The organism is Rothia similimucilaginosa (assembly GCF_029850985.2).
GTDB lineage: Bacteria > Actinomycetota > Actinomycetes > Actinomycetales > Micrococcaceae > Rothia.
The window spans coordinates 909,003-928,048 of record NZ_CM138149.1 but is presented as its reverse complement, the minus strand read 5'-3'; the positions used below and the strand labels follow the sequence as shown (position 1 = coordinate 928,048).

Genomic DNA, 19,046 nt, shown 5'->3' with positions numbered 1-19,046 from the left:
GGGGACAGAGACCGCGCCAGGGCAACTTAAAGAGCCACCACAGGTGCGGATGCGGGCAGGTATACAGAAGGTACGCAACACCGAAAACGGTGCCCGCGTACATTCTCCTCTATGCTACCTGCTTCCGGTTAAAAAAACCGAAATGACGGGGGTGAGCTAAGCCGCCGGTGGAATACCCAACCAGCATGTCCGATCGCAGGTTCGCCACAGGCTCACCCGCATGTTCCGACACACACATCCAGCGCGAGAGGCAACCGCAGAGAACACAAGAAAGCATCGCGAACACAAGAAAGTGCCGCGCACCGGAGCAAACCCCGATGCACGGCACCATTCACTGTCTATGCAATAGCTAACGCTTCAGCTATTAGTCGTCGACGTTCGGCATGTCGATATTCTCGTCGACCTTACCTTCCTTCAACTTCTTGCGGTACTCAACGGACTCAGTCCACACGCCTGCAACGCGCTCGGACTCTAGCTCGGCACGAGCCTCCGCCTTCGCGTCCATACGCTCCTTGTACTCCACACGCTTCTGCGCACGAGTCGGGCGAATGAGCTCTTCCAGACGAGCGTCCGTACCACGCGGGGAGGACAGCAGCTCAGCGCCACCAACCATGGTCGGCTCCCAATCGAAAATCACCGAGTTATCGTTCTCGCCAATCACCACGGCGTCACCGGCACGAGCACCAGCCTTGAACAGCTCGTCCTCAACACCCAGGCGCGCCAGGCGGTCCGCCAGGTAGCCGACAGCCTCATCATTATTGAAGTCAGTTTGCTGAATCCAACGCTCAGGCTTCTCACCAATCACGCGGAACAGCGGCTCAAGGTTACGCTCCTCGCGGCGAATAATGAACTCCTGCTTTTTCTTACCGCGGAACCCCTTCGGGCGAACCACAGGAGCCTCAACGACTACACGCTCCGCTTCCTTCTCGGCAGCGGCACGAGCCACGCGGTCCTCCTCCACGAGCTTTGCCATCGCAAAAATCAGAGACTTCAGACCCTCATGGGAAGCAGTCGAAATCTCAAAGACCTCGAAGCCCATCTCCTCAAACTCAGGGCGAACAAACTCAGCCAGCTCACGAGCCTCAGGAACGTCAATCTTATTGAGAACCACAATCTGCGGACGCTCATGCAACGGCACGGTCACACCTGCAGTCGGGTCAACCTCGTAGTTTTCCAGCTCGCCGCGAATCACCTCAAAGTCACTGATCGGGTCGCGGCCCGGCTCCAAAGTAGCGCAGTCAATCACATGCACCAGAGCCGAAGAACGCTCCACATGGCGCAGGAAGCGGTGACCCAGACCGCGGCCCTCCGAAGCGCCCTCAATCAGACCGGGAACATCCGCGACAGTGTAGCGAACATCGCCCGCCTGCACCACACCCAGGTTCGGGATCAAAGTGGTGAATGGGTAGTCAGCAATCTTCGGACGCGCCGCAGAAATCGCAGCAATCAACGAAGACTTACCCGCCGAGGGGTAACCCACCAGAGCCACATCCGCAATGGACTTGAGCTCCAGAACAATATCAGCCTCTTCACCGGGGGTGCCCAACAGAGCAAAACCGGGAGCCTTACGCTTAGCCGAAGCCAACGCAGCGTTACCCAGACCGCCCATACCGCCAGGGGCAGCAACGTACTCATCGCCCACACGCAGCAGGTCAGCTAAAACATTACCCTCGCGGTCCTTCACCACAGTACCCTGCGGCACGGTCAGAATCAGGTCCTCACCGTTAAAGCCGTGGTGCATATCGCCACGACCAATATCGCCATTCGGGGCGTGCTGGTGCGGGCTGTGGTGGTACTCCAGCAGGGTCGTGGTCTGGTTATCCACGCGCAGAATCACCGCGCCACCATTACCACCGTTACCGCCGTTAGGGCCGCCCAGAGGCTTAAACTTTTCACGTCGCACGGAGACGCAGCCGTTACCTCCGCGACCGCCAGATACATGCAAGACCACGCGGTCCACGAATTCTGCCACGGGTTCTCCTTATCTTGGAAAATCTTCACTTCGCCACCGCACGGCACACACCAATCATGCTGCGGATGCGGCGGCAGGCGCGACCGGGTTGGGGTGCGCCTCATCGTGGAGCCCAGCACAGGCGGGCATCCACGGCATTCGAGGTCATAGCGAGAGGGGGTAGACTAACGCCTACCCCCTCTGCCCTAGCGGTGAGTATTACTCAGCTGCTGCCAGGATGTTAACGACCTTGCGGCCCTTGCGGGTACCGAATTCGACGGTGCCTGCTGCCAGAGCAAACAGGGTGTCGTCGCCACCACGGCCAACGTTCAGGCCGGGGTGGAAGTGGGTGCCGCGCTGACGAACGAGAATCTCGCCTGCGTTGACGGACTGGCCGCCGTAGCGCTTAACACCGAGGTACTGGGGGTTCGAGTCACGGCCGTTACGGGTGGAGCTTGCGCCCTTCTTATGTGCCATTCTGTATTCCTACCTTAGGGTTGAATTCCGGTCGTTTCGATTACGCGTTGATAGCGGTAATCTTGACGGTGGTCAGCTCGGCGCGGAAGCCCTGACGCTTCTTGTAACCGGTCTTGTTCTTGTACTTCTGAATAACGATCTTCGGACCGCGCAGGTCCTCAACCTTCTCAGCAACAACCTTGGCGGAAGCCAGGGACTTTGCGTCAGCGGTGACCTTGTCACCGTCGACGAGCAGCAGCACGGGCAGCTCGATGGTGCTACCGGGCTCGCCTGCAACACGGTCAAGGGTAACGAGGTCGCCTACGGAAACCTTCTCCTGGCGGCCGCCAGCGCGTACAATCGCGTATGCCACTATGGGACTCACTTTTCTCGACAACTTTGCTTCTTGAATCTCACACGAATGAGCAGCCTGCGCTTTCATTGCTGTGCGCCCTCCCCCGCCAGTCGAATGACCGCGAACAAGGAGGAACGGCCCGTGCGTTCCGGCGGGATTGCCCGCTGAAGCCAACACGCGAGGCTCACCGGTGGTGTCTCTCTCCCGCACGTTCAAAACTCAGCCGCTTACTCGACCGCGCCGAAGACGATGCGGGTGGGAGCGGTGTCTCCCGCTGGCCCTGCGTCGATAGGGCTTCACTGAGATAAACACCAGTCCTTAAGGATACGGCATGATCTACGTGCCACGCAATAGATAATTTTGCGGAACGCTCGAAGTCGGCACGTGATACTACTCAACCTGCACACGCACCGTACATAAACCACACGCAACCCGTCCGTATCAACAACGCTGAGACAGCCGCCCATAGGCAAGCCCCGGCAAGGTGGATTACTCCACCCCACCGGGGCTCGACATACACACACCATCGTAATTCCGATGATTGGAAGCTAAAGACTAATCGCCCTTACCTTCACGCTTAATGTCGGCAGCGGCCACGCCAATGCCGAACAAGACAGGGGCCGAAGCGTCATTAGACACCGGAGCCACATCCGCAACAGAAGCGGAAGCAACCACGGAACCCTCAGCACGCTCGGAAGCGTCCACGGTCACGACCTGAGCACCGGCACCGGCGCTCGAAGCCGCACGGCGAGTGCGACGCTTACGCGGGGTCAAACCGGGCACCTGAGCTACAGGCTTCTGGAGGTCCTCAACCGGAGCCTCAACCGCTGCAGGAGCTGCGCCCACCACGCCGGTCACAGCCGGAGCACCAATCACGCCGGTCACAACCGTACGAGACTCAGACTTCTGAACCTTATCAGCCTTCGCGGGTGCCTGCTCAGCTGCCTTCTCGGCGCGCTTCTCATCAGCGGCACGACGAGCACGGCGGCGGGACGCACGCGGAGTCTCGCGAACATCCTCGATGCGCAGGTCCTCACGCTCAACACGCTTGGATTCCTGAGCCTTCTGCTCGCCGGAGGTTGCCTCCGCACCCTTATGCTCCGAGCGCTTCGCCGCACGGTCCTCACGGCCCGAACGGAACAACTCACCCTCAGCGCGGGCAATACGGCCGGCCTTCTGAGAAGCACGGGCCTTCGCCTCGCCGGCGCGAATCGCCTCAAAACGATCCGACGAACGAGTAAAGCGCGGGTCGAGCTCCGGGTCAACGTGGTGCTCATCCTCCAGAGCACCCGCACCGGAATCCTCTACAGCGGCAATATCTGCATCAGTCAGCTCGCGACGCTTATGGTTACGAGAAGACTTCTTACCGCCATGCTTGGACGAACGACGCTCATCCCAACGGTCCTCAGCAGAGTCCTTCGAGGAATCCTCAGCGGACTCCTCTTCCACGCGGTCGAACGCGTTTGCCAGCTGCTCCAGGGAGAAACCGCCCTGCTCACCGATCCAGTTGCCCTCGGTGACCTCCGCGACCTTGTCTTCACGCTGAGCGACCTCCGCGTGAGTCTGCTCGCCGGCAGCCTCGGCAATACCCTGAATCTCCTGCTCAAGCGAAAGCTCAGCGGTCTCCGCGCGGCGTGAACGCTTGCGGCGCTTACGCTTCTTACGGGTCGAAGCAGTTTCCTCCGAAACGTCCTCACTCGGAGCGGATGCGGCAGCCACCGCAGCCATAGCATTACGGCGCTCAGCCTTCTTCGACTCCAGAGCGTCCTGCTTCTGCTGGTCACGAGAATCCTCGCGGGCAGCGGCACGGCTACGCTTACGGTCATTACGCTCATGGCGGTGGATATAATCCGACGCGCCACCGTTACGACCGCTCAGCGGCTGATCATGAACCACCAGGCCACGACCGGCGCACTGCTCACAGGGCTCCGAGAAGACCTCAAGCAGACCGGTACCCAGGCGCTTACGGGTCATCTGAACCAGACCCAGCGAAGTCACCTCAGCCACCTGATGCTTGGTACGGTCACGGCCCAGGCACTCAATCAGACGACGCAGAACCAGGTCACGATTCGACTCAAGCACCATGTCAATGAAGTCAATGACGATAATGCCACCAATATCGCGCAGACGCAGCTGACGGACAATCTCCTCAGCAGCTTCCAGGTTGTTCTTGGTGACGGTCTCTTCCAGGTTGCCGCCGCTACCGGTGAACTTACCGGTGTTCACGTCCACCACGGTCATGGCTTCGGTACGGTCAATTACCAGCGAACCACCCGAAGGCAAGTACACCTTACGGTCCAGAGCCTTCGCCAGCTGCTCGTTAATGCGGTAATGATCGAAGAGGTCGTCATCACCGTCCCACTGCTGCAGGCGGGACACCAGATCCGGGGCCACGTAGGTTACGTACGCCTCGATGGAATCCCACGCGTTCTTACCCTGAACAATCATCGCGGTGAAGTCCTCGTTGAAGACGTCACGCACGGTCTTAATCATCAGGTCGGGCTCCTGGTAGAGCATCTCAGGAGCCAGCACCTTGCGGGAGTTAGCCTTCTCCTGAATCTCTTCCCACTGCGCACGCAGACGGTTAATATCATGAGTCAGCTCCTCCTCAGAAGCACCCTCCGCCGCGGTACGAACAATCACGCCAGCACCCTCGGGCAACTTGTCCTTCAGAATCTTCTTCAGACGAGCACGCTCAGTGTCGGGCAACTTGCGGGAAATACCGGTCATCGAACCACCCGGCACGTACACCAGGAAGCGACCGGGCAGGGAAACCTGGCTGGTCAGGCGGGCACCCTTGTGGCCAATCGGGTCCTTGGTGACCTGCACCAGAACCGAATCGCCGGGCTTCAGGGCGTTCTCAATCTTGCGGGGTGCACCGTCCAGGCCGGTGACATCCCAGTTGACCTCGCCCGCGTACAGCACAGCGTTACGGCCGCGTCCAATGTCAACGAATGCAGCTTCCATGGACGGCAGAACGTTCTGTACCTTACCCAGGTACACGTTGCCAATCAGGGAATCCTGCTGGGTCTTGGACACGAAGTGCTCAGCCAGCACGCCATCCTCGAGCACGCCAATCTGGATGCGACCGTCCTTCTGGCGAACCAGCATCTGACGGTCCACGGACTCGCGGCGGGCCAGGAACTCGGCTTCGGTCACGATGTGCCGGCGGCGACCCAGGGAACGGGACTCGCGGCGGCGCACGCGCTTCGCCTCCAGGCGGGTAGAACCACGCACACCGGTCACAGTGTTGGATGCGTGAGAGTCAGCCAGGCGCGGTGCACGCACCTTGGTGACGGTCTCAACCTCATCATCAACTCCGCCCTCAATCTCAATATCTTCGGTACCGCGGCGACGGCGACGGCGACGGTGGCTCGTCACCTCAGCCTCAGCGGCAGCCTCCTCGCGGCGGCGCTCCATGCGCTCCTTACGCTTCTGCTCCTCGGCAGCGGCGCGGCGTGCCTCACGCTCCAGCTTGGCGGCGATAGCGAGATCACTCAGCTCCTCCGGCTCGGGAGCCATGAACAGCGGCATCGCACCCATGGGGGTACGCGAGCGTAGCTCCTGCAGCTTTTCGCGCTGTAGGTCGCTAATGGTCTTTACCGGCTCGGGAGCTACTTCAGACTCCTCAGCTACGGGTTCCTCAGCTGCGGGCTTTTCAGCAGATTCTTCTGCGGCGGGTGCCTCAGAAGTAGCTTCTTCGGTTGCAGATTCCTCCGCAACTACAGCAGTCTCAGCGGGCTGCTCCGCGGCGGGTACAGACACCTCAGCTGCGTTAGCCTCGGCAACTTCCGCCTTCTGAGCGGCAGCCTTCTTCATAGGGCGCTTCTTCTCAGCGACCTTCTCGGTAGCTTCCTCAGCCTTTGTCGGGGTTACGACCTCAACCTTGGCGGTCTCTTCCTTCATCTCAACGGTAGACTCAGCAGGCGCAGCGGCGGGCGTAACAACTTCCTCAACCTTCGCGGTCTTCTCGACAGTCTCGACCTTCGCGGTGTTCTCCACGACAGCAGACTCAGCCGCCTTCTTTTCAGCAACCTCAAACAGGCTATCTAGAGTAGAAGCAACCTCGGCCTCAGACACAGCGGGAGCGGCAACCTTCGGTGCTGGCGCGTGCTTAGCCTTAGCGTTACGCAGGTTAGTCAGGCCAGTAGCAATCGCCTCATCCAGGGGAACCTCAGAAGCCTTCTCCTTCTTCGGGCGACCCGGGCGGCGGCGCTCAGTACCCTGCTGGGCCTCAGAGCTCTCACGAACATTTTTACGCAGAGTTTCACGGGTCTCTGCAGAGGCGTTCTTCTCCTCCGCGAGGGCGTTCAGCGCCTCAAAAACCCCAAGTTCGACGTTCTTCTCGTCAGACATTAATCTTCTTTCGTTACACCCTGCTCCGCACCGCAAGGATTTTAATAGCGCGCATACAGCGCAAAGCCTAGTTGCTGTCACCGCGGCTCAAGCTTCACCTTACAGTGCACATTCATTGGCGCTACCGGGCACTATCTCGTTCAGCGCTTCTGCAGTAAGGGGCGAGCGGGCGGAACGCAGAGCGCGCCGCGACGGTCACAGCCACCTCGCTCTCGAGCACGGCACGCTCACACCCTTCCTGGGTGTTCTGCCGGTCTTCGGGTTTCTTCGCCGTGGCGGGCGGCTCGCGCGGTGCGACAGTTATGCTCCGCGGCTTATAGCCGGCGCTCTTCGGGTACTCTCCCTCGATGCGTTGGTGGGGATCTTTATGCGCGTGCGGGGCGCACAAGACACCGCGTTCCATTATACCCGGTAGAGTGTGCTTCTAAGCCACCCTACCCTTCGTATCCGGGCTCCACTTCCGGGCAGGATGCGTGGGACAGATTATGGCGGTCATCTAGCGGGCACAGCAAAGCCGGGCGTGCCACTACGCACCACCCGGCTTCAAAAAACTTTGAGAGGAGGGGCTAGTCCAGACCCAGCTCCGCATCACGCGCCTCACGAGCCTGCTGAGCAAGCTTCGGGTCGGTCGGCAGATACTCCGGACCGGAACCGGTCGCAAACGGAACACCCAGAATAAAAACAAACGGAGAAACCACCAGCAGAATTACCCACAGCAGCGAGAAGTGACCGGCGGTCAGCAACAGCAGGGCAGTCAGAAAAATAACGGCAGCAGCGCCCATTGCGGCAATTCCGGCAGTCTTCACGGTTCTCCTCGAAGGGGTATCAAGAATCTAGTCTCCAGCAGAACGGCAGGCAGTCAACGTCGCAGGTGAACCCCGCGGACGGCTCCGTCCGATGCCGTTCAAGAATATACCTGACCATTATACGCACCCACTCCGCCTCCCCGCTGGCCGCCACCGGCCCCTCCCCTCCCCACTACCCGGCGTAACCAGCCCGGGCCCCCAACCCTGCACAGCCTCACCCGCCCGCAGACACAGTAACGCCCCGGCACCAACAAGTACCGGGGCGTTGCATGTTCGGGGTATCGGCCCTCAAACCAAGTTCAGAGATGAACGCTTAGCGCATCATATTCATAATGACCTCAAAGAAGCGGATCACAATAATGCCGAAAATCAGGATCAGCCACAGGCTAACCGCAAACCAGGACCAGCCGCGAGCGCTCTCACACATCGACTGCGACGCCGGAATAACACCCGCCGAAATATTGCGGACCGTGGTCTTCACAAAAAGCATGATGGTCATAATCCACACGATCATACAGAACAGGCACAGAGCGTTAATCTGGAAGGTCGTCTGGTACCACAGCCACATAGTGAACGCGGTCGCTGCAGCCAAACCAATGTTCATGCACACCCAGAACCACTTCTTGAACTGTGCACCCGCCATCATCGCGCCGCCGATAGTCACTACAATCGAGAAGCCCACCATGCCAATGAACGGGTTCGGGAAGCCGAAAGCTTCCGCCTGCGGCGAGCGCATCACCGTGCCGCAGCTGAGCAGGGCGTTGATATCGCAGACCGTTGAGTGGCCGGCATCAATGTAAATCTGCAGGCGCTCATACACCAGAATCGCTGAAGAAATGAGTGCAATCAGGCCGGCACCAACCAGCCAGAATCCGAGCTGTCGGTCTGAGTAGCTGCCCGGGGTTCCCGCGTGCCCGTGTTGCGCTTCTTTTTCAGCGTGGGTGGGCTCGGTAGTACTCGATGCGGCAGTACTCATACGACTCCTTTAGATAGTGTTTTACGGTGGTACGTTCACGGCAGTACCGTCTTAGCTCTGCCAGAAAAATTGGGGTGTTCGGGCGCCTGGCAATCTTCAAGCCGACAGGCACAGGGAGGGTTCGCTAGGTTCCTCTAGGAGGTTCCTGAAAGTCGCGCCCCCCCGCTTGTCAGGAGGTATTCACCGACGCGGCATAGCCAGCACCCCGGAAGCAGTACTCCATTTATCCTAGCCTCTCACATTGCCTCTCACATTGCTAAATAGCACGCCATTAGCTTTTACATTCCCCATATGACGCCTCACATCATGCAAATAGGCGCGTTTTTGTGACGTACCTTAAACCCAGAAAACCCCGGAAGGAGCCCGCAACGTAGCGGCGGGCGGAACCTTTCGGGGCATGGTGCGCATGTTTTCTAGGGCATTCGCCTCATCAACGCGCGGCGGCTCCCACGGCAACTACCGTGGAGCGCACAGACAGCACGTTAGGGCAGTGCGTTAGGGCAGCGGGTGGGTGTACGACTCATCAAAGAACAGCTGCTCCAGCTCCACCGCACGGCTAAAGAACTCACGGGCACGCTGCGCATCCGAGGGGCCCACACGGTCCAGTTCGCTGCGCAGGAAATCAACCAGCTCACGGAACTCCGGGTAGTCGTGCAGGGTAATCCACTCGTGATGCACAAAAGAATCGGGGCGCTTGGTGGGAGCCTTTGACGCCCAATCCAGGTACAGGCCCTCGCAAACCACCAGCACCGATAGAATCGCCGCGTAGCTGCCGCTTGCCGCAGCGTCCAGGAAGAGACGCTTAAAGCCGGTGGTCGCCTCTGTATCGGGTATGGATTCACGCTGATGCTCGGTCACGCCCAGAGTCTCAAAACAACGCAGGAAGTAGGTGTTCTCATCACCGGCAATTTCACCAGCAAACTGCGCCAACCGCAAGCGCCCAGAGAGAGTGTCAGCATTGGCGATTGCGCCACCAATCAGGGCGAGGAAGGTATCAAGGAAGCGGTAGTCCTGCACAAGATACCCCGCCATGACCTGCGGGGCAATCGTGCCCTCAAAAAGTTCAGTCACAAAGCGGTGATTCGTGGCAGAAAGCCAGGTATCAATGTTCTCCTGGCGCAACGTTTCAGTGAACGAATCAGTTCCATTCACATCAGCAAAGGGCGCGGACATAAGAGTTGCCTTTCGAGATAATGCATACCGTCGCTGGTATACGCATATATGCGGGTTTATTGGTGCAGCCTCAGACAATGGGGCCGGTGCCTCAGTGAATATAGCACCGGGATACCACGGTGTGCCCGGTTTTGTACCCCCGGCACCCGAAAATTTTCGTTCTTTTCGTTTTTGGGGTGGATGAGGGCTCTTAGGTTTCAGGTAGGGTTTCAGGTAGGTTTCAGGCATGAAGCTACTCTTTTTCTCCCAAATACAAAACGGGCCCCAAAAACAGCACACAAAAAAGGCAGGGCGCAATTCCTCTAGCCGGTCAATACTAGCTCAGCAGCCAAAAGAACCAGCTCAGCCAGTAAAACCAGCCAGAGAACGGCACCCCGCCTCATGTCGATGACCTCAACAGGTCAATTTAGTGATCCGCCTCGTCCTCGGAATCATCACCACCGAAGAAATCATCGGTGTACGAGTCACCCAGCGGCAGACCCAGCGAATCCTCCAGTGAAGAACCCGCCGCAGACTCGCCGCCCAGCTCAGCCATGATGCCGTCCAGCAGCTCATCCGGCTCAGCAGAGGCTGCCGCAGCCGCCGCGGCAGCCAGAGTCGAAGCCGACGCCGCGCCCGCAGAACCCGCATAAGCGCCCTCGGCACCCAGCTCATCCGGCAGCTCCTCAGCCTCAGCGCCGGGGGTCTTCGCCTCCTCATGCGCCGCCAGCAGGGTACGTGCCTCACCAATCACCGTAATCGAACCGGTAATCAGCACACCCGCCGACTCCTGCTCAAAGAGGGCGTTCTCCATGGCGGTGGCAATCGCCTCATCCAAGTGTTCAAACACCTCGATCGAGTCTTCATCCAGTCCCGCATCCAATGCCAGCTCGTGCAGACGCTCCGGTGCAATCGCACGCGGCGAATCCGACGCCGCCAAGTACAGGCGGAAAGTGCCATCAGAAGCATCCACGTACTCTTCGCGCATGGTCTCGAACATACCCAGAGCGTCCTTCTCGCCCAAAATTCCGACCACGGAATGCAGATGCGACAGCTTGAACGCCTCAGTCAGCGCAGCCGCGGAAGCACGCACACCGTGCGGGTTGTGGCCCGCATCCAGGATGGTCAGCGGCTCGGTGCGCACAACCTCCAGACGGCCCGGCGAACGCACCGTCTCCAACGCGGTACGGACCACGTCCTCGGGCAGCTGACGCCGACCGCCGAAGAACGCCTCCACAGCGGCGAGAGCCACCACGGCGTTCTGCGCCTGATGCGCACCGTGCAGGGATAGCGGCACATCCGGGTACTCGCCAGCCAGGCCGCGCAGGGTCAGCAGCTGACCGCCGACCGCAAGCTCACGGGAGACAATGCCGAACTCCACCCCCTCGAAGGCGAAGGATGCTTCCTTCTCCCGGGCAGAGGCGAGCAGCACATCCGCCGCTTCCGGGTCCTGGGCGGCAGAAACTAGGAAGCCACCGGGCTTGATAATGCCAGACTTTTCAGTTGCGATCTCGGCGAGGGTTTCACCGAGCATATCGGTGTGGTCCAGGCCGATCGGGGTGACCACAGAAACCACGCCGTCGGCAACGTTTGTGGAGTCCCAGGTACCGCCGATACCGACTTCAAGCACCACCACGTCCACCGGCTCGTCCGCGAAAATCGCGAAGGCAAGCACGGTAATGGACTCGAAGAAAGTCAGGGCGGGCTCGCCGCGGGAGGTCATCTCCGCGTCCACAATCTGCAGGTAGGGGGCGATTTCATCCCAAATGCGCACGAAGGTGGCATCCGGTACGGGCGCGCCGTTAATGCAGATACGTTCGGTGACGCTTTCGAGGTGCGGACTGGTAAAGCGGCCCACGCGCAGGTCGTGGCCGAGCAACAGGGCCTCAATCATGCGGGCGGTGCTGGTCTTGCCGTTCGTGCCGGTGATGTGGATGACCGGCGCGGCACGGTGCACGTCGCCGAGGATTTCGACGGCGCGCGCCACGGCGTCCAGGCGCGGCGCCATCTTGTTTTCGGGTGCTCGCGCCAGCAGTTCACCGTAGACCCGCTCCACGCCCTCGGGGTCGGGAATTGCGGGGTAATTCTTCTCGCTCATTGTTCTCCTCACTGGGATAGCCGGTCGGTGCCGGCAGGTGGCCCGCCGTGTGGCGGGATAGACGACGGGCCGCCCCGCCCAATAAAGGGGCGAGACGGCCGTACGGTTCAGGCGTTTTATGCCTTGGCTACGCTAATGCTCAGCTCGGCTGCTTCGCTCAGCTGCAGGGACACGGCGAGGGTTTCGCCGGTCACCAGTGCTTCGTTGGCGCGCAGAGCTGCCAGAGTTTCCTCCGGCGCCGCGATGTTCAGGTTGATGCGGTCCGAAACGTTCAGGTCGGCGTCCTTACGTGCCTGCTGAATAGCGCGGATGGTGTCGCGGGCGATGCCCTCGGCAACCAGCTCGTCGGTCAGCTCAATGTTGAGGACCAGGAAGCCGCCGGGCAGAACCGCAGCCGCAGTATGCTCAGCACCCTCAGCATCAGCGGCAACCACGGTTGCCAGCTCGTATTCGCCCTCTTCCAGAGCCAGGCCGCCGTCCAGAGCTGCCACGCCGACTAGGACAGTGCCGTCCTCGGTCACGGCCCAGTCACCGGACTTGGACGCCTTAATAGCAACCTGCACCTGCTTGCCCAGGCGCGGACCTGCCGCACGTGCGTTGACCTTCAGCTGCTGGGAGATGCCGTAATCGGCGGGGTCGACGGTGTCGGCGCTGACCAGCTCCACCTGGCGCAGGTTCAGCTCGTCCTCAACGATGTTCGCAAAGTACTCCGCGCCCTTCTCGCCGAATGCGGTACCCAGGGCAGCGAACTGCTCGGGTGCGATTGCCACGGTCATCTTCTGCAGCGGCTGACGCACACGGATCTTCTTTTCCTTACGCAGTGCCGAACCGGCGGAGCAGACCTCACGCACGGTCTGCATGAGAGCCAGCAGGTTGGACTCGTCAGCGAAAGCAGATGCCTCGGGCCAGTCAGCCAGGTGCACGGAGCGTTCACCGGTGAGGCCGCGGTAGATTTCCTCACTGCTGAGCGGCAGCAGGGACGCAGCAACCTTCGACACGGTCACCAGTGCGGTGTAGAGGGTGTCGAATGCGTCGGTGTCTTCGTTGAAGAAGCGCTCGCGGGAGCGGCGCACGTACCAGTTGGTCAGTGCGTCGGCGTACTGGCGCAGGGATTCACAGGCGTTCCAGATGTCGTAGGAGTCCATCGCTGCGGTGACCTGCTCGATGAGTTCGCGGGTCTTGCCGAGGATGAAGCGGTCCATCACGTGCTGTGAGTCGTACTTGAGCTTCGCGCTGTAGCCTTCGCCGTTGTTGGCGGCGTTAGCGTACAGGGCGAAGAAGTGGTAGACGTTCCACAGCGGCAACATGACCTGGCGAACACCTTCACGGATACCCTGCTCGGTCACGATCAGGTTGCCGCCGCGCAGGATCGGGGAGGACATCAGGAACCAGCGCATCGCGTCGGAGCCGTCGCGGTCGAGGACCTCGGAGACATCCGGGTAGTTGCGCAGGGACTTGGACATCTTCTGACCGTCCGAGCCAAGCACAATACCGTGGCTGATGACGTTCTTGAACGCGGGGCGGTCGAAGAGTGCGGTCGCCAGGACGTGCAACACGTAGAACCAACCGCGGGTCTGGCCGATGTACTCGACGATGAAGTCTGCCGGGTAGTGGTTCTCGAACCATTCCTGGTTCTCGAAGGGGTAGTGCACCTGTGCGTAGGGCATGGAACCGGAGTCGAACCAGACGTCAAGCACATCTTCCACGCGGCGCATGGTGGACTTGCCGGTCGGGTCATCCGGGTTCGGGCGGGTCAGCTCGTCGATGTACGGGCGGTGCAGGTCGGGTTCGCCGTCCTTGTTCAGGGGCAGGCGACCGAAGTCTGCCTTGAGCTCTTCGAGGGAGCCGTACACGTCCATGCGGGGGTAGTTCGGGTCGTCCGAAACCCACACGGGAATCGGGGAGCCCCAGAAGCGGTTACGGGAGATGGACCAGTCGCGCGCGTTCTCAACCCACTTGCCGAACTGGCCGTACTTCACGTTTTCCGGAATCCAGTTGATCTGCTTGTTCAGCTCGTACATGCGGTCCTTGAAGTCGGTGACCTTCACGTACCAGGAGGTGATTGCACGGTAAATGAGCGGGGTCCGGCAGCGCCAGCAGTGCGGGTAGGAGTGCACGTAGGACTTCTCGCGGATTAGCACGTCATCTGCCTTGAGGGCGTTGATGATGGTGCGGTTCGCGTCGAATGCCTGCACGCCTGCAATCTCAGCCAGGGCGGTGGCACCGGAGGCGGTGGGCTCGGCGAAGAGGTTCAGGAACTTTGCGCCTTCGTCGAGGGAGAGAATCACGGGGATGCCGTAGCCTTCACAGACTTTCTGGTCGTCTTCACCGTAGGCGGGTGCTTGGTGGACGATGCCGGTACCGTCACCGGTGGTGACGTAGTCGGCGACGAGGATCTGCCAGGAGGTTTCGGTGCCCCACTTTTCGGTATCTGCGAAGTAGTCCCACAGCGGGGTGTAGCGCACATGCTCGAGCTGGGAGCCGGTATAGCGTGCGGTGACGGCTGCGGCTGCGTCCTTTTCGGGCTGGTCGCCTTCGTAGTCGAGGTCCTTAGCGTAGGAGCCAAGCAGCTCGGAGGCGATCAGGAAGGAGCGGCCCTCGAACTTGCCTGCACCGGGCACGACGGAGTATTCAATCTCGGGTCCGACAGCGAGCGCCTGGTTGGTGGGCAGGGTCCAGGGGGTGGTGGTCCATGCGAGTGCTTCGACGCCGTCGAGTTCTGCGGCGACCTTCTCGTCAGCACCGAGGGCGGTGTCTGCGGTGAGACGGAATGAGACGGTGACGGTCTGGTCCTGGCGGTCCTTGTACACGTCGTCGTCCATGCGCAGCTCGTGATTGGAGAGAGGGGTCTCGTCCTTCCAGCAGTAGGGCAGCACGCGGAAGCCCTGGTAGGTCAGGCCCTTGTCATAGAGGCGCTTGAACGCCCAGATGACGGACTCCATGTACTCGACGTTCAGGGTCTTGTAGTCGTTTTCGAAGTCGACCCAGCGTGCCTGGCGTGTGACGTACTTTTCCCACTCGTTGGTGTACTTGAGCACGGATGCGCGGGCAGCATCGTTGAAGTTGTCGATGCCCATTTCGAGGATTTCGCGCTTATCGGTCATGCCGAGTTGCTTCATTGCCTCGAGTTCTGCGGGCAGGCCGTGGGTATCCCAGCCGAAGCGGCGTTCTACCTTGTGGCCGCGCTGAGTCTGGTAGCGTGCGACGAGGTCCTTAGCGTAGCCAGTGAGCAGGTGGCCGTAGTGGGGCAGGCCGTTAGCGAAGGGAGGGCCGTCGTAGAAGACGAATTCGTTTTCGCCGTTTTCGCCTGCGGGGCGGTTCTCGACGGATGCGGAGAAGGTGTTGTCCTTCTTCCAGTAGTCGAGGACTGCCTCTTCAAGTGCGGGGAACTTGGGCGATGCGGTGACGCCGCTTCCTGCGGCTTCGAAGGCGCTCGCCTTGGGGTATACATGGGACATGTGTTTGTGCGCCCTTATCTGTTGTTCTCAACGCTGAGAGGTTGGGGCGACAGGGTACGTTGGCACTCGTCGTCCGCGCCCTTTCAGCGGGTGAGGATTGACATGACGGGTGCAAGGACGCCTGGGCATCGCTGACTGATCCGGGCTGTGCCGGGGCAGGATGCGGCGCGGTACCACCTTGCTTACTGATTTAACAGCTCAACGCACCGAACCCTCCCGGGGCTACGGGGTGCCACGGCTCATGACCGCGATACCTAGCCACCGGAAGAGCGGCGCGTTGGGCGGGTATCAGTCGCTTATTACAGCTATATCGGGCTTAACCGTCCGGTTCTACTGGGACTACATCTCTTCCGCTAAGACACCCTCGCCGCAGCGATTGGCGGGTGTCCGCAGGTGCGGTCCGTTCTTCCGAATTGCTCGCCGGTGATGGCCGGGTCGTTGCAAACACTAATAGTTTATGTGGCTTTTGTGTCTGTATGCAACCCCACGGGGTGTGGGTTTGAACAGCACTTTTCTAATGTACCGATACTGAAGGTGTAAAACAGAATGGTTCTTCGTTCGGCGATATCTAGAGCGAGTAGGGGGCTTAAGGGGGCTCGACTCACCCCACACTCGGGCGTGTTTAAGGATGTATGTTTTTACATTCCTCAAGTGTTGCTTTAAGTGGGTTTTGATTTTTTTAAGGGAACCTGCAGAATTAGTGCCGGTACAACCACAAGATATAGGGTGAACACCGATGTAATTCCACTAGATATTCACCCCTATAAGTTTCCACACCCTCGATATCCCGTGTGGGAACCCGTTTTCCTGGATTATTCAGCAGTGCATAGCGGGTGAATAGAGTGCATATTTGGGGATTATTGAGCAGGTTTTCCCCTTATTGAATCGGGTATTTCTTCTGGACTATTGAAGACTTCCTTAGGGTAAGAAGGCTGAACCAACCACCCTCCGCTCCCCCATCTTTTGGAAATGCTGAAGTGCAGTTCTTTTATTTTTCAAGTCATAAATATGACTGAAATCACTTAGCTCGACATGCATACAACCCCCTCGCTGAGTAGTCGCCTCTATCAAATAGCCCCTCACCAACAGGGAGTAGCCGTAATACTTTACAGTAACTGACATCTTGAGTGTCCCATAGGCTCCCAGAGATTACTAAGATTCTTTTTCGTGCATTTTGAGCTCAAAATAATCTAAAATGAATCATGCAACAGATCAATGGCGATTCGGTAGTATCTACCCTCTCAGCGGGGGCATGACCACAGCAGTTTCACCAGTACCCCTCGCCCACGACATGAGGTACACCCGAGGTCACTTCCGGACCTCACCGTGAGGAACCGACCTTTCAGGGTGTCTACGAGACGTTGCACGCCTACTACAGCGCTCAGATTGCCACACTCAAGGACGGACGCTACATAGACCAGACGAATGATTTGACCTACCCGGCTGATAAGCGTGCCAGTGATGAGGTCAAAGTATTCAAGGAACTGCACGAGAAGAATGGCTGGTACATGAAATTCACGTGCAGCATTGTCATGCAGAACACCGAACCGGACAGTGCCTTGAAAAACGGTGACGGCTACGTAGAAATCGTGATGGACGCCGAGTATTCTGCCGCTGCCATTCATCAGCCGGATGGCACCGAGCGCAAGGTTCCGGCGATTACTCAGGTATTCGTTTCGCACGTGATGCTCTACACCGAAGGTAAGTGGTGGCGCATTAGCAACGACTACCTGAGTGAGCGTTTTATCGGAGGCAAGGGCTCTTCTGGCTCCGGAGAATCCAGCTCTACCGGTTCGAGTGGTTCTTCGTCCTCGGGTCGCGGCTCCACTAAGGTCTAATGAAGCTTTAAACCAATCTTCTATAGTAAAAAATGGATACTTCATACCGCCGCAATTTGCGCTCCGACACACCCGTATCCCGGTACCTCCTTTGTACTGCACACCATACAGAACGATGAGACGGATTCTTTCGTACGCATCACAGCGTTGTGAAGTGCGCTACCTCAATCAACCATTTTCAGGAAATACCATGTGCTTCCGGTCGAGCGCACACGCCAGCTTCTCTGCTAACGACCGAAACGGATTGACCCGCTGCACTGTTCTTTTTGGTGGTCTGACCGCCTGTGCTTTGGCTCTAGCAGGATGCGCTTTCAATAAGGATATTCCACCCCACCGGTACCGGTGATACTTTCTCCGGCTCCCCGAGCGCCTCCGCTTCCCTCTCAGCTTCGGCTTCGCCTTCTGAGTCTGCCTCGGCTTCGGCAAGCAATTCCAGTGGCTCCGGTAGCAGCAACGAATTCAAGATATAGGCTCTGAGAGCAACGCCCCCGACGAAAGCGAGGCGAGTATCAACTGATACCCGCCCCGCTTTCGTATGTTTTTATACCGCGGCGTTCCCGGCGCTACTGCACCTGCGAGCGCCTCAGTTACCCAACATCTAGCATCTGCACACGCAACAATAACAGCAGGCACAGCAACAGCCCCGCTCCTTGGTAACTAGGAAACTAAGGATGCGGGGCTGCGCAATACTATCTAGCGGACCGCCTCTAGGAGGTGGAACGCTCACGCAGACGCTCGTGAACCTCGCTCACAAAGCGGTTGTGATGATCGCGAGCATAATGTACGACCTCGCCGATGACGGTAATAGCCGGCGGTTTGACCGATGCGCAATCTCCCTGAGCGTTCTGAAGGGTCGTGACAGTCACGCGCTCCTTCTCAGAGAAACCGTTTTCAATGGTTGCCAGCGGCGTGTCAGCCTCAATCCCACGAGAGAGCAGAGACGCCACCGTATCGGGCAGAGTACGAACGCCCATCAGCAACACCACGGTGCCCTGGGCACGCAGGGTCGCCTCAACAGCCGACACTTCGGTCTCCGACAGGCCGGAGTGACCAGAAATGACGGTGAAAATCGAGGACACCTTACGCAGGGTCACCGGAATCGCCGCACGCGCAGGAACCGCAATGGCACTGGTAATCCCGGGAATAACCTCAGCCTCCAGGCCGGCTGCGATGCATGCATCCAGCTCTTCAGCGCCACGACCGTACACGTACGGGTCGCCGCCCTTCAAACGCACCACGGTCTTACCTGAGAGCGCGTAATCAATCATGAGCTGCTGAATACGGGACTGCGGAACAGCATGCTTACCAGGAACCTTGCCCACATCAACGATGAGAGCGTTCGGTGCATACTCGCCGTACTCCTGCGGGGCGAGGTGATCTAGAAGGACCACGTCCGCCTCGCTCAGGGCACTTGCTGCACGCAGGGTGAGTAGGTCGGCGGCGCCGGGGCCACCACCGACAATGTAGACCTTACCGGGGTTCTCGGCGGGCTCGCCGGGCAGGGCAATACCGCGTTCCGTCACGCTATCGTCCAGGGTGTGCCCGGGCGCCCCGCCCGCGAGTATTTCATCAATAGTGGCGAATTCACGGGGCGGGAACG

Annotated in this window: 11 protein-coding genes; 1 reads left to right on the top strand and 10 read right to left on the bottom strand. The window is 59.4% G+C overall.

Annotated elements, in window-relative coordinates:
* Positions 1 to 364: 364 nt before the first annotated feature.
* From obgE to ileS, 9 genes are all read right to left on the bottom strand, one after another.
* Positions 365 to 1,972: a GTPase ObgE gene (obgE, locus tag QFX07_RS03850; RefSeq protein ID WP_279740101.1), complete on the bottom strand. Its 1,608-nt coding sequence runs from the start codon at positions 1,970 to 1,972 to the stop codon at positions 365 to 367.
* 198 nt (positions 1,973 to 2,170) lie between these two features.
* A complete protein-coding gene (gene rpmA / locus QFX07_RS03845; RefSeq protein ID WP_005505766.1) occupies positions 2,171 to 2,428 on the bottom strand; it encodes a 50S ribosomal protein L27 in 258 nt (85 codons plus the stop codon).
* A 40-nt stretch (positions 2,429 to 2,468) separates the two neighbouring features.
* Positions 2,469 to 2,780, bottom strand: a complete 312-nt coding sequence (gene rplU, locus QFX07_RS03840; protein ID WP_005505764.1) for a 50S ribosomal protein L21 — start codon at positions 2,778 to 2,780, stop codon at positions 2,469 to 2,471.
* Between the two features lie 537 nt (positions 2,781 to 3,317).
* Entirely contained in the window at positions 3,318 to 7,118 is a 3,801-nt protein-coding gene (locus QFX07_RS03835) for an Rne/Rng family ribonuclease (protein WP_279754133.1), read from the bottom strand.
* Positions 7,119 to 7,684: 566 nt separating this feature from the next.
* Entirely contained in the window at positions 7,685 to 7,924 is a 240-nt protein-coding gene (locus QFX07_RS03830) for a hypothetical protein (RefSeq protein ID WP_005505761.1), read from the bottom strand.
* A 313-nt stretch (positions 7,925 to 8,237) separates the two neighbouring features.
* Positions 8,238 to 8,900, bottom strand: a complete 663-nt coding sequence (locus tag QFX07_RS03825) for a vitamin K epoxide reductase family protein (protein WP_279740111.1) — start codon at positions 8,898 to 8,900, stop codon at positions 8,238 to 8,240.
* A 495-nt stretch (positions 8,901 to 9,395) separates the two neighbouring features.
* Positions 9,396 to 10,073, bottom strand: a complete 678-nt coding sequence (locus QFX07_RS03820; RefSeq protein WP_279754134.1) for a TenA family protein — start codon at positions 10,071 to 10,073, stop codon at positions 9,396 to 9,398.
* Positions 10,074 to 10,479: 406 nt separating this feature from the next.
* Positions 10,480 to 12,150: a bifunctional folylpolyglutamate synthase/dihydrofolate synthase gene (locus QFX07_RS03815; RefSeq protein ID WP_279754135.1), complete on the bottom strand. Its 1,671-nt coding sequence runs from the start codon at positions 12,148 to 12,150 to the stop codon at positions 10,480 to 10,482.
* 116 nt (positions 12,151 to 12,266) lie between these two features.
* Positions 12,267 to 15,608: an isoleucine--tRNA ligase gene (gene ileS / locus QFX07_RS03810; RefSeq protein WP_279740114.1), complete on the bottom strand. Its 3,342-nt coding sequence runs from the start codon at positions 15,606 to 15,608 to the stop codon at positions 12,267 to 12,269.
* A gap of 1,361 nt (positions 15,609 to 16,969) precedes the next feature.
* Between ileS and QFX07_RS03805 the strand changes: the two genes are divergently transcribed.
* The gene (locus tag QFX07_RS03805; RefSeq protein WP_279740116.1) at positions 16,970 to 17,446 is read left to right on the top strand and encodes a hypothetical protein; all 477 of its coding nucleotides are present in this window, start codon (positions 16,970 to 16,972) and stop codon (positions 17,444 to 17,446) included.
* A 707-nt stretch (positions 17,447 to 18,153) separates the two neighbouring features.
* On the opposite strand, the gene cobA is transcribed toward QFX07_RS03805, so the two are convergent.
* Complete coding sequence (gene cobA, locus QFX07_RS03800; RefSeq protein WP_279740118.1) at positions 18,154 to 18,969, bottom strand: uroporphyrinogen-III C-methyltransferase; 816 nt, start codon at positions 18,967 to 18,969, stop codon at positions 18,154 to 18,156.
* Between the last annotated feature and the right edge of the window lie 77 nt (positions 18,970 to 19,046).

Excerpts from the sequence above, each read along its gene's own strand:
- rpmA (WP_005505766.1), bottom strand. The coding sequence starts at position 2,428 with ATGGCACATAAGAAGGGCGCAAGCTCCACCCGTAACGGCCGTGACTCG.
- QFX07_RS03835 (WP_279754133.1), bottom strand. The coding sequence starts at position 7,118 with ATGTCTGACGAGAAGAACGTCGAACTTGGGGTTTTTGAGGCGCTGAAC.
- QFX07_RS03825 (WP_279740111.1), bottom strand. The coding sequence starts at position 8,900 with ATGAGTACTGCCGCATCGAGTACTACCGAGCCCACCCACGCTGAAAAA.
- QFX07_RS03820 (WP_279754134.1), bottom strand. The coding sequence starts at position 10,073 with ATGTCCGCGCCCTTTGCTGATGTGAATGGAACTGATTCGTTCACTGAA.
- QFX07_RS03815 (WP_279754135.1), bottom strand. The coding sequence starts at position 12,150 with ATGAGCGAGAAGAATTACCCCGCAATTCCCGACCCCGAGGGCGTGGAG.
- ileS (WP_279740114.1), bottom strand. The coding sequence starts at position 15,608 with ATGTCCCATGTATACCCCAAGGCGAGCGCCTTCGAAGCCGCAGGAAGC.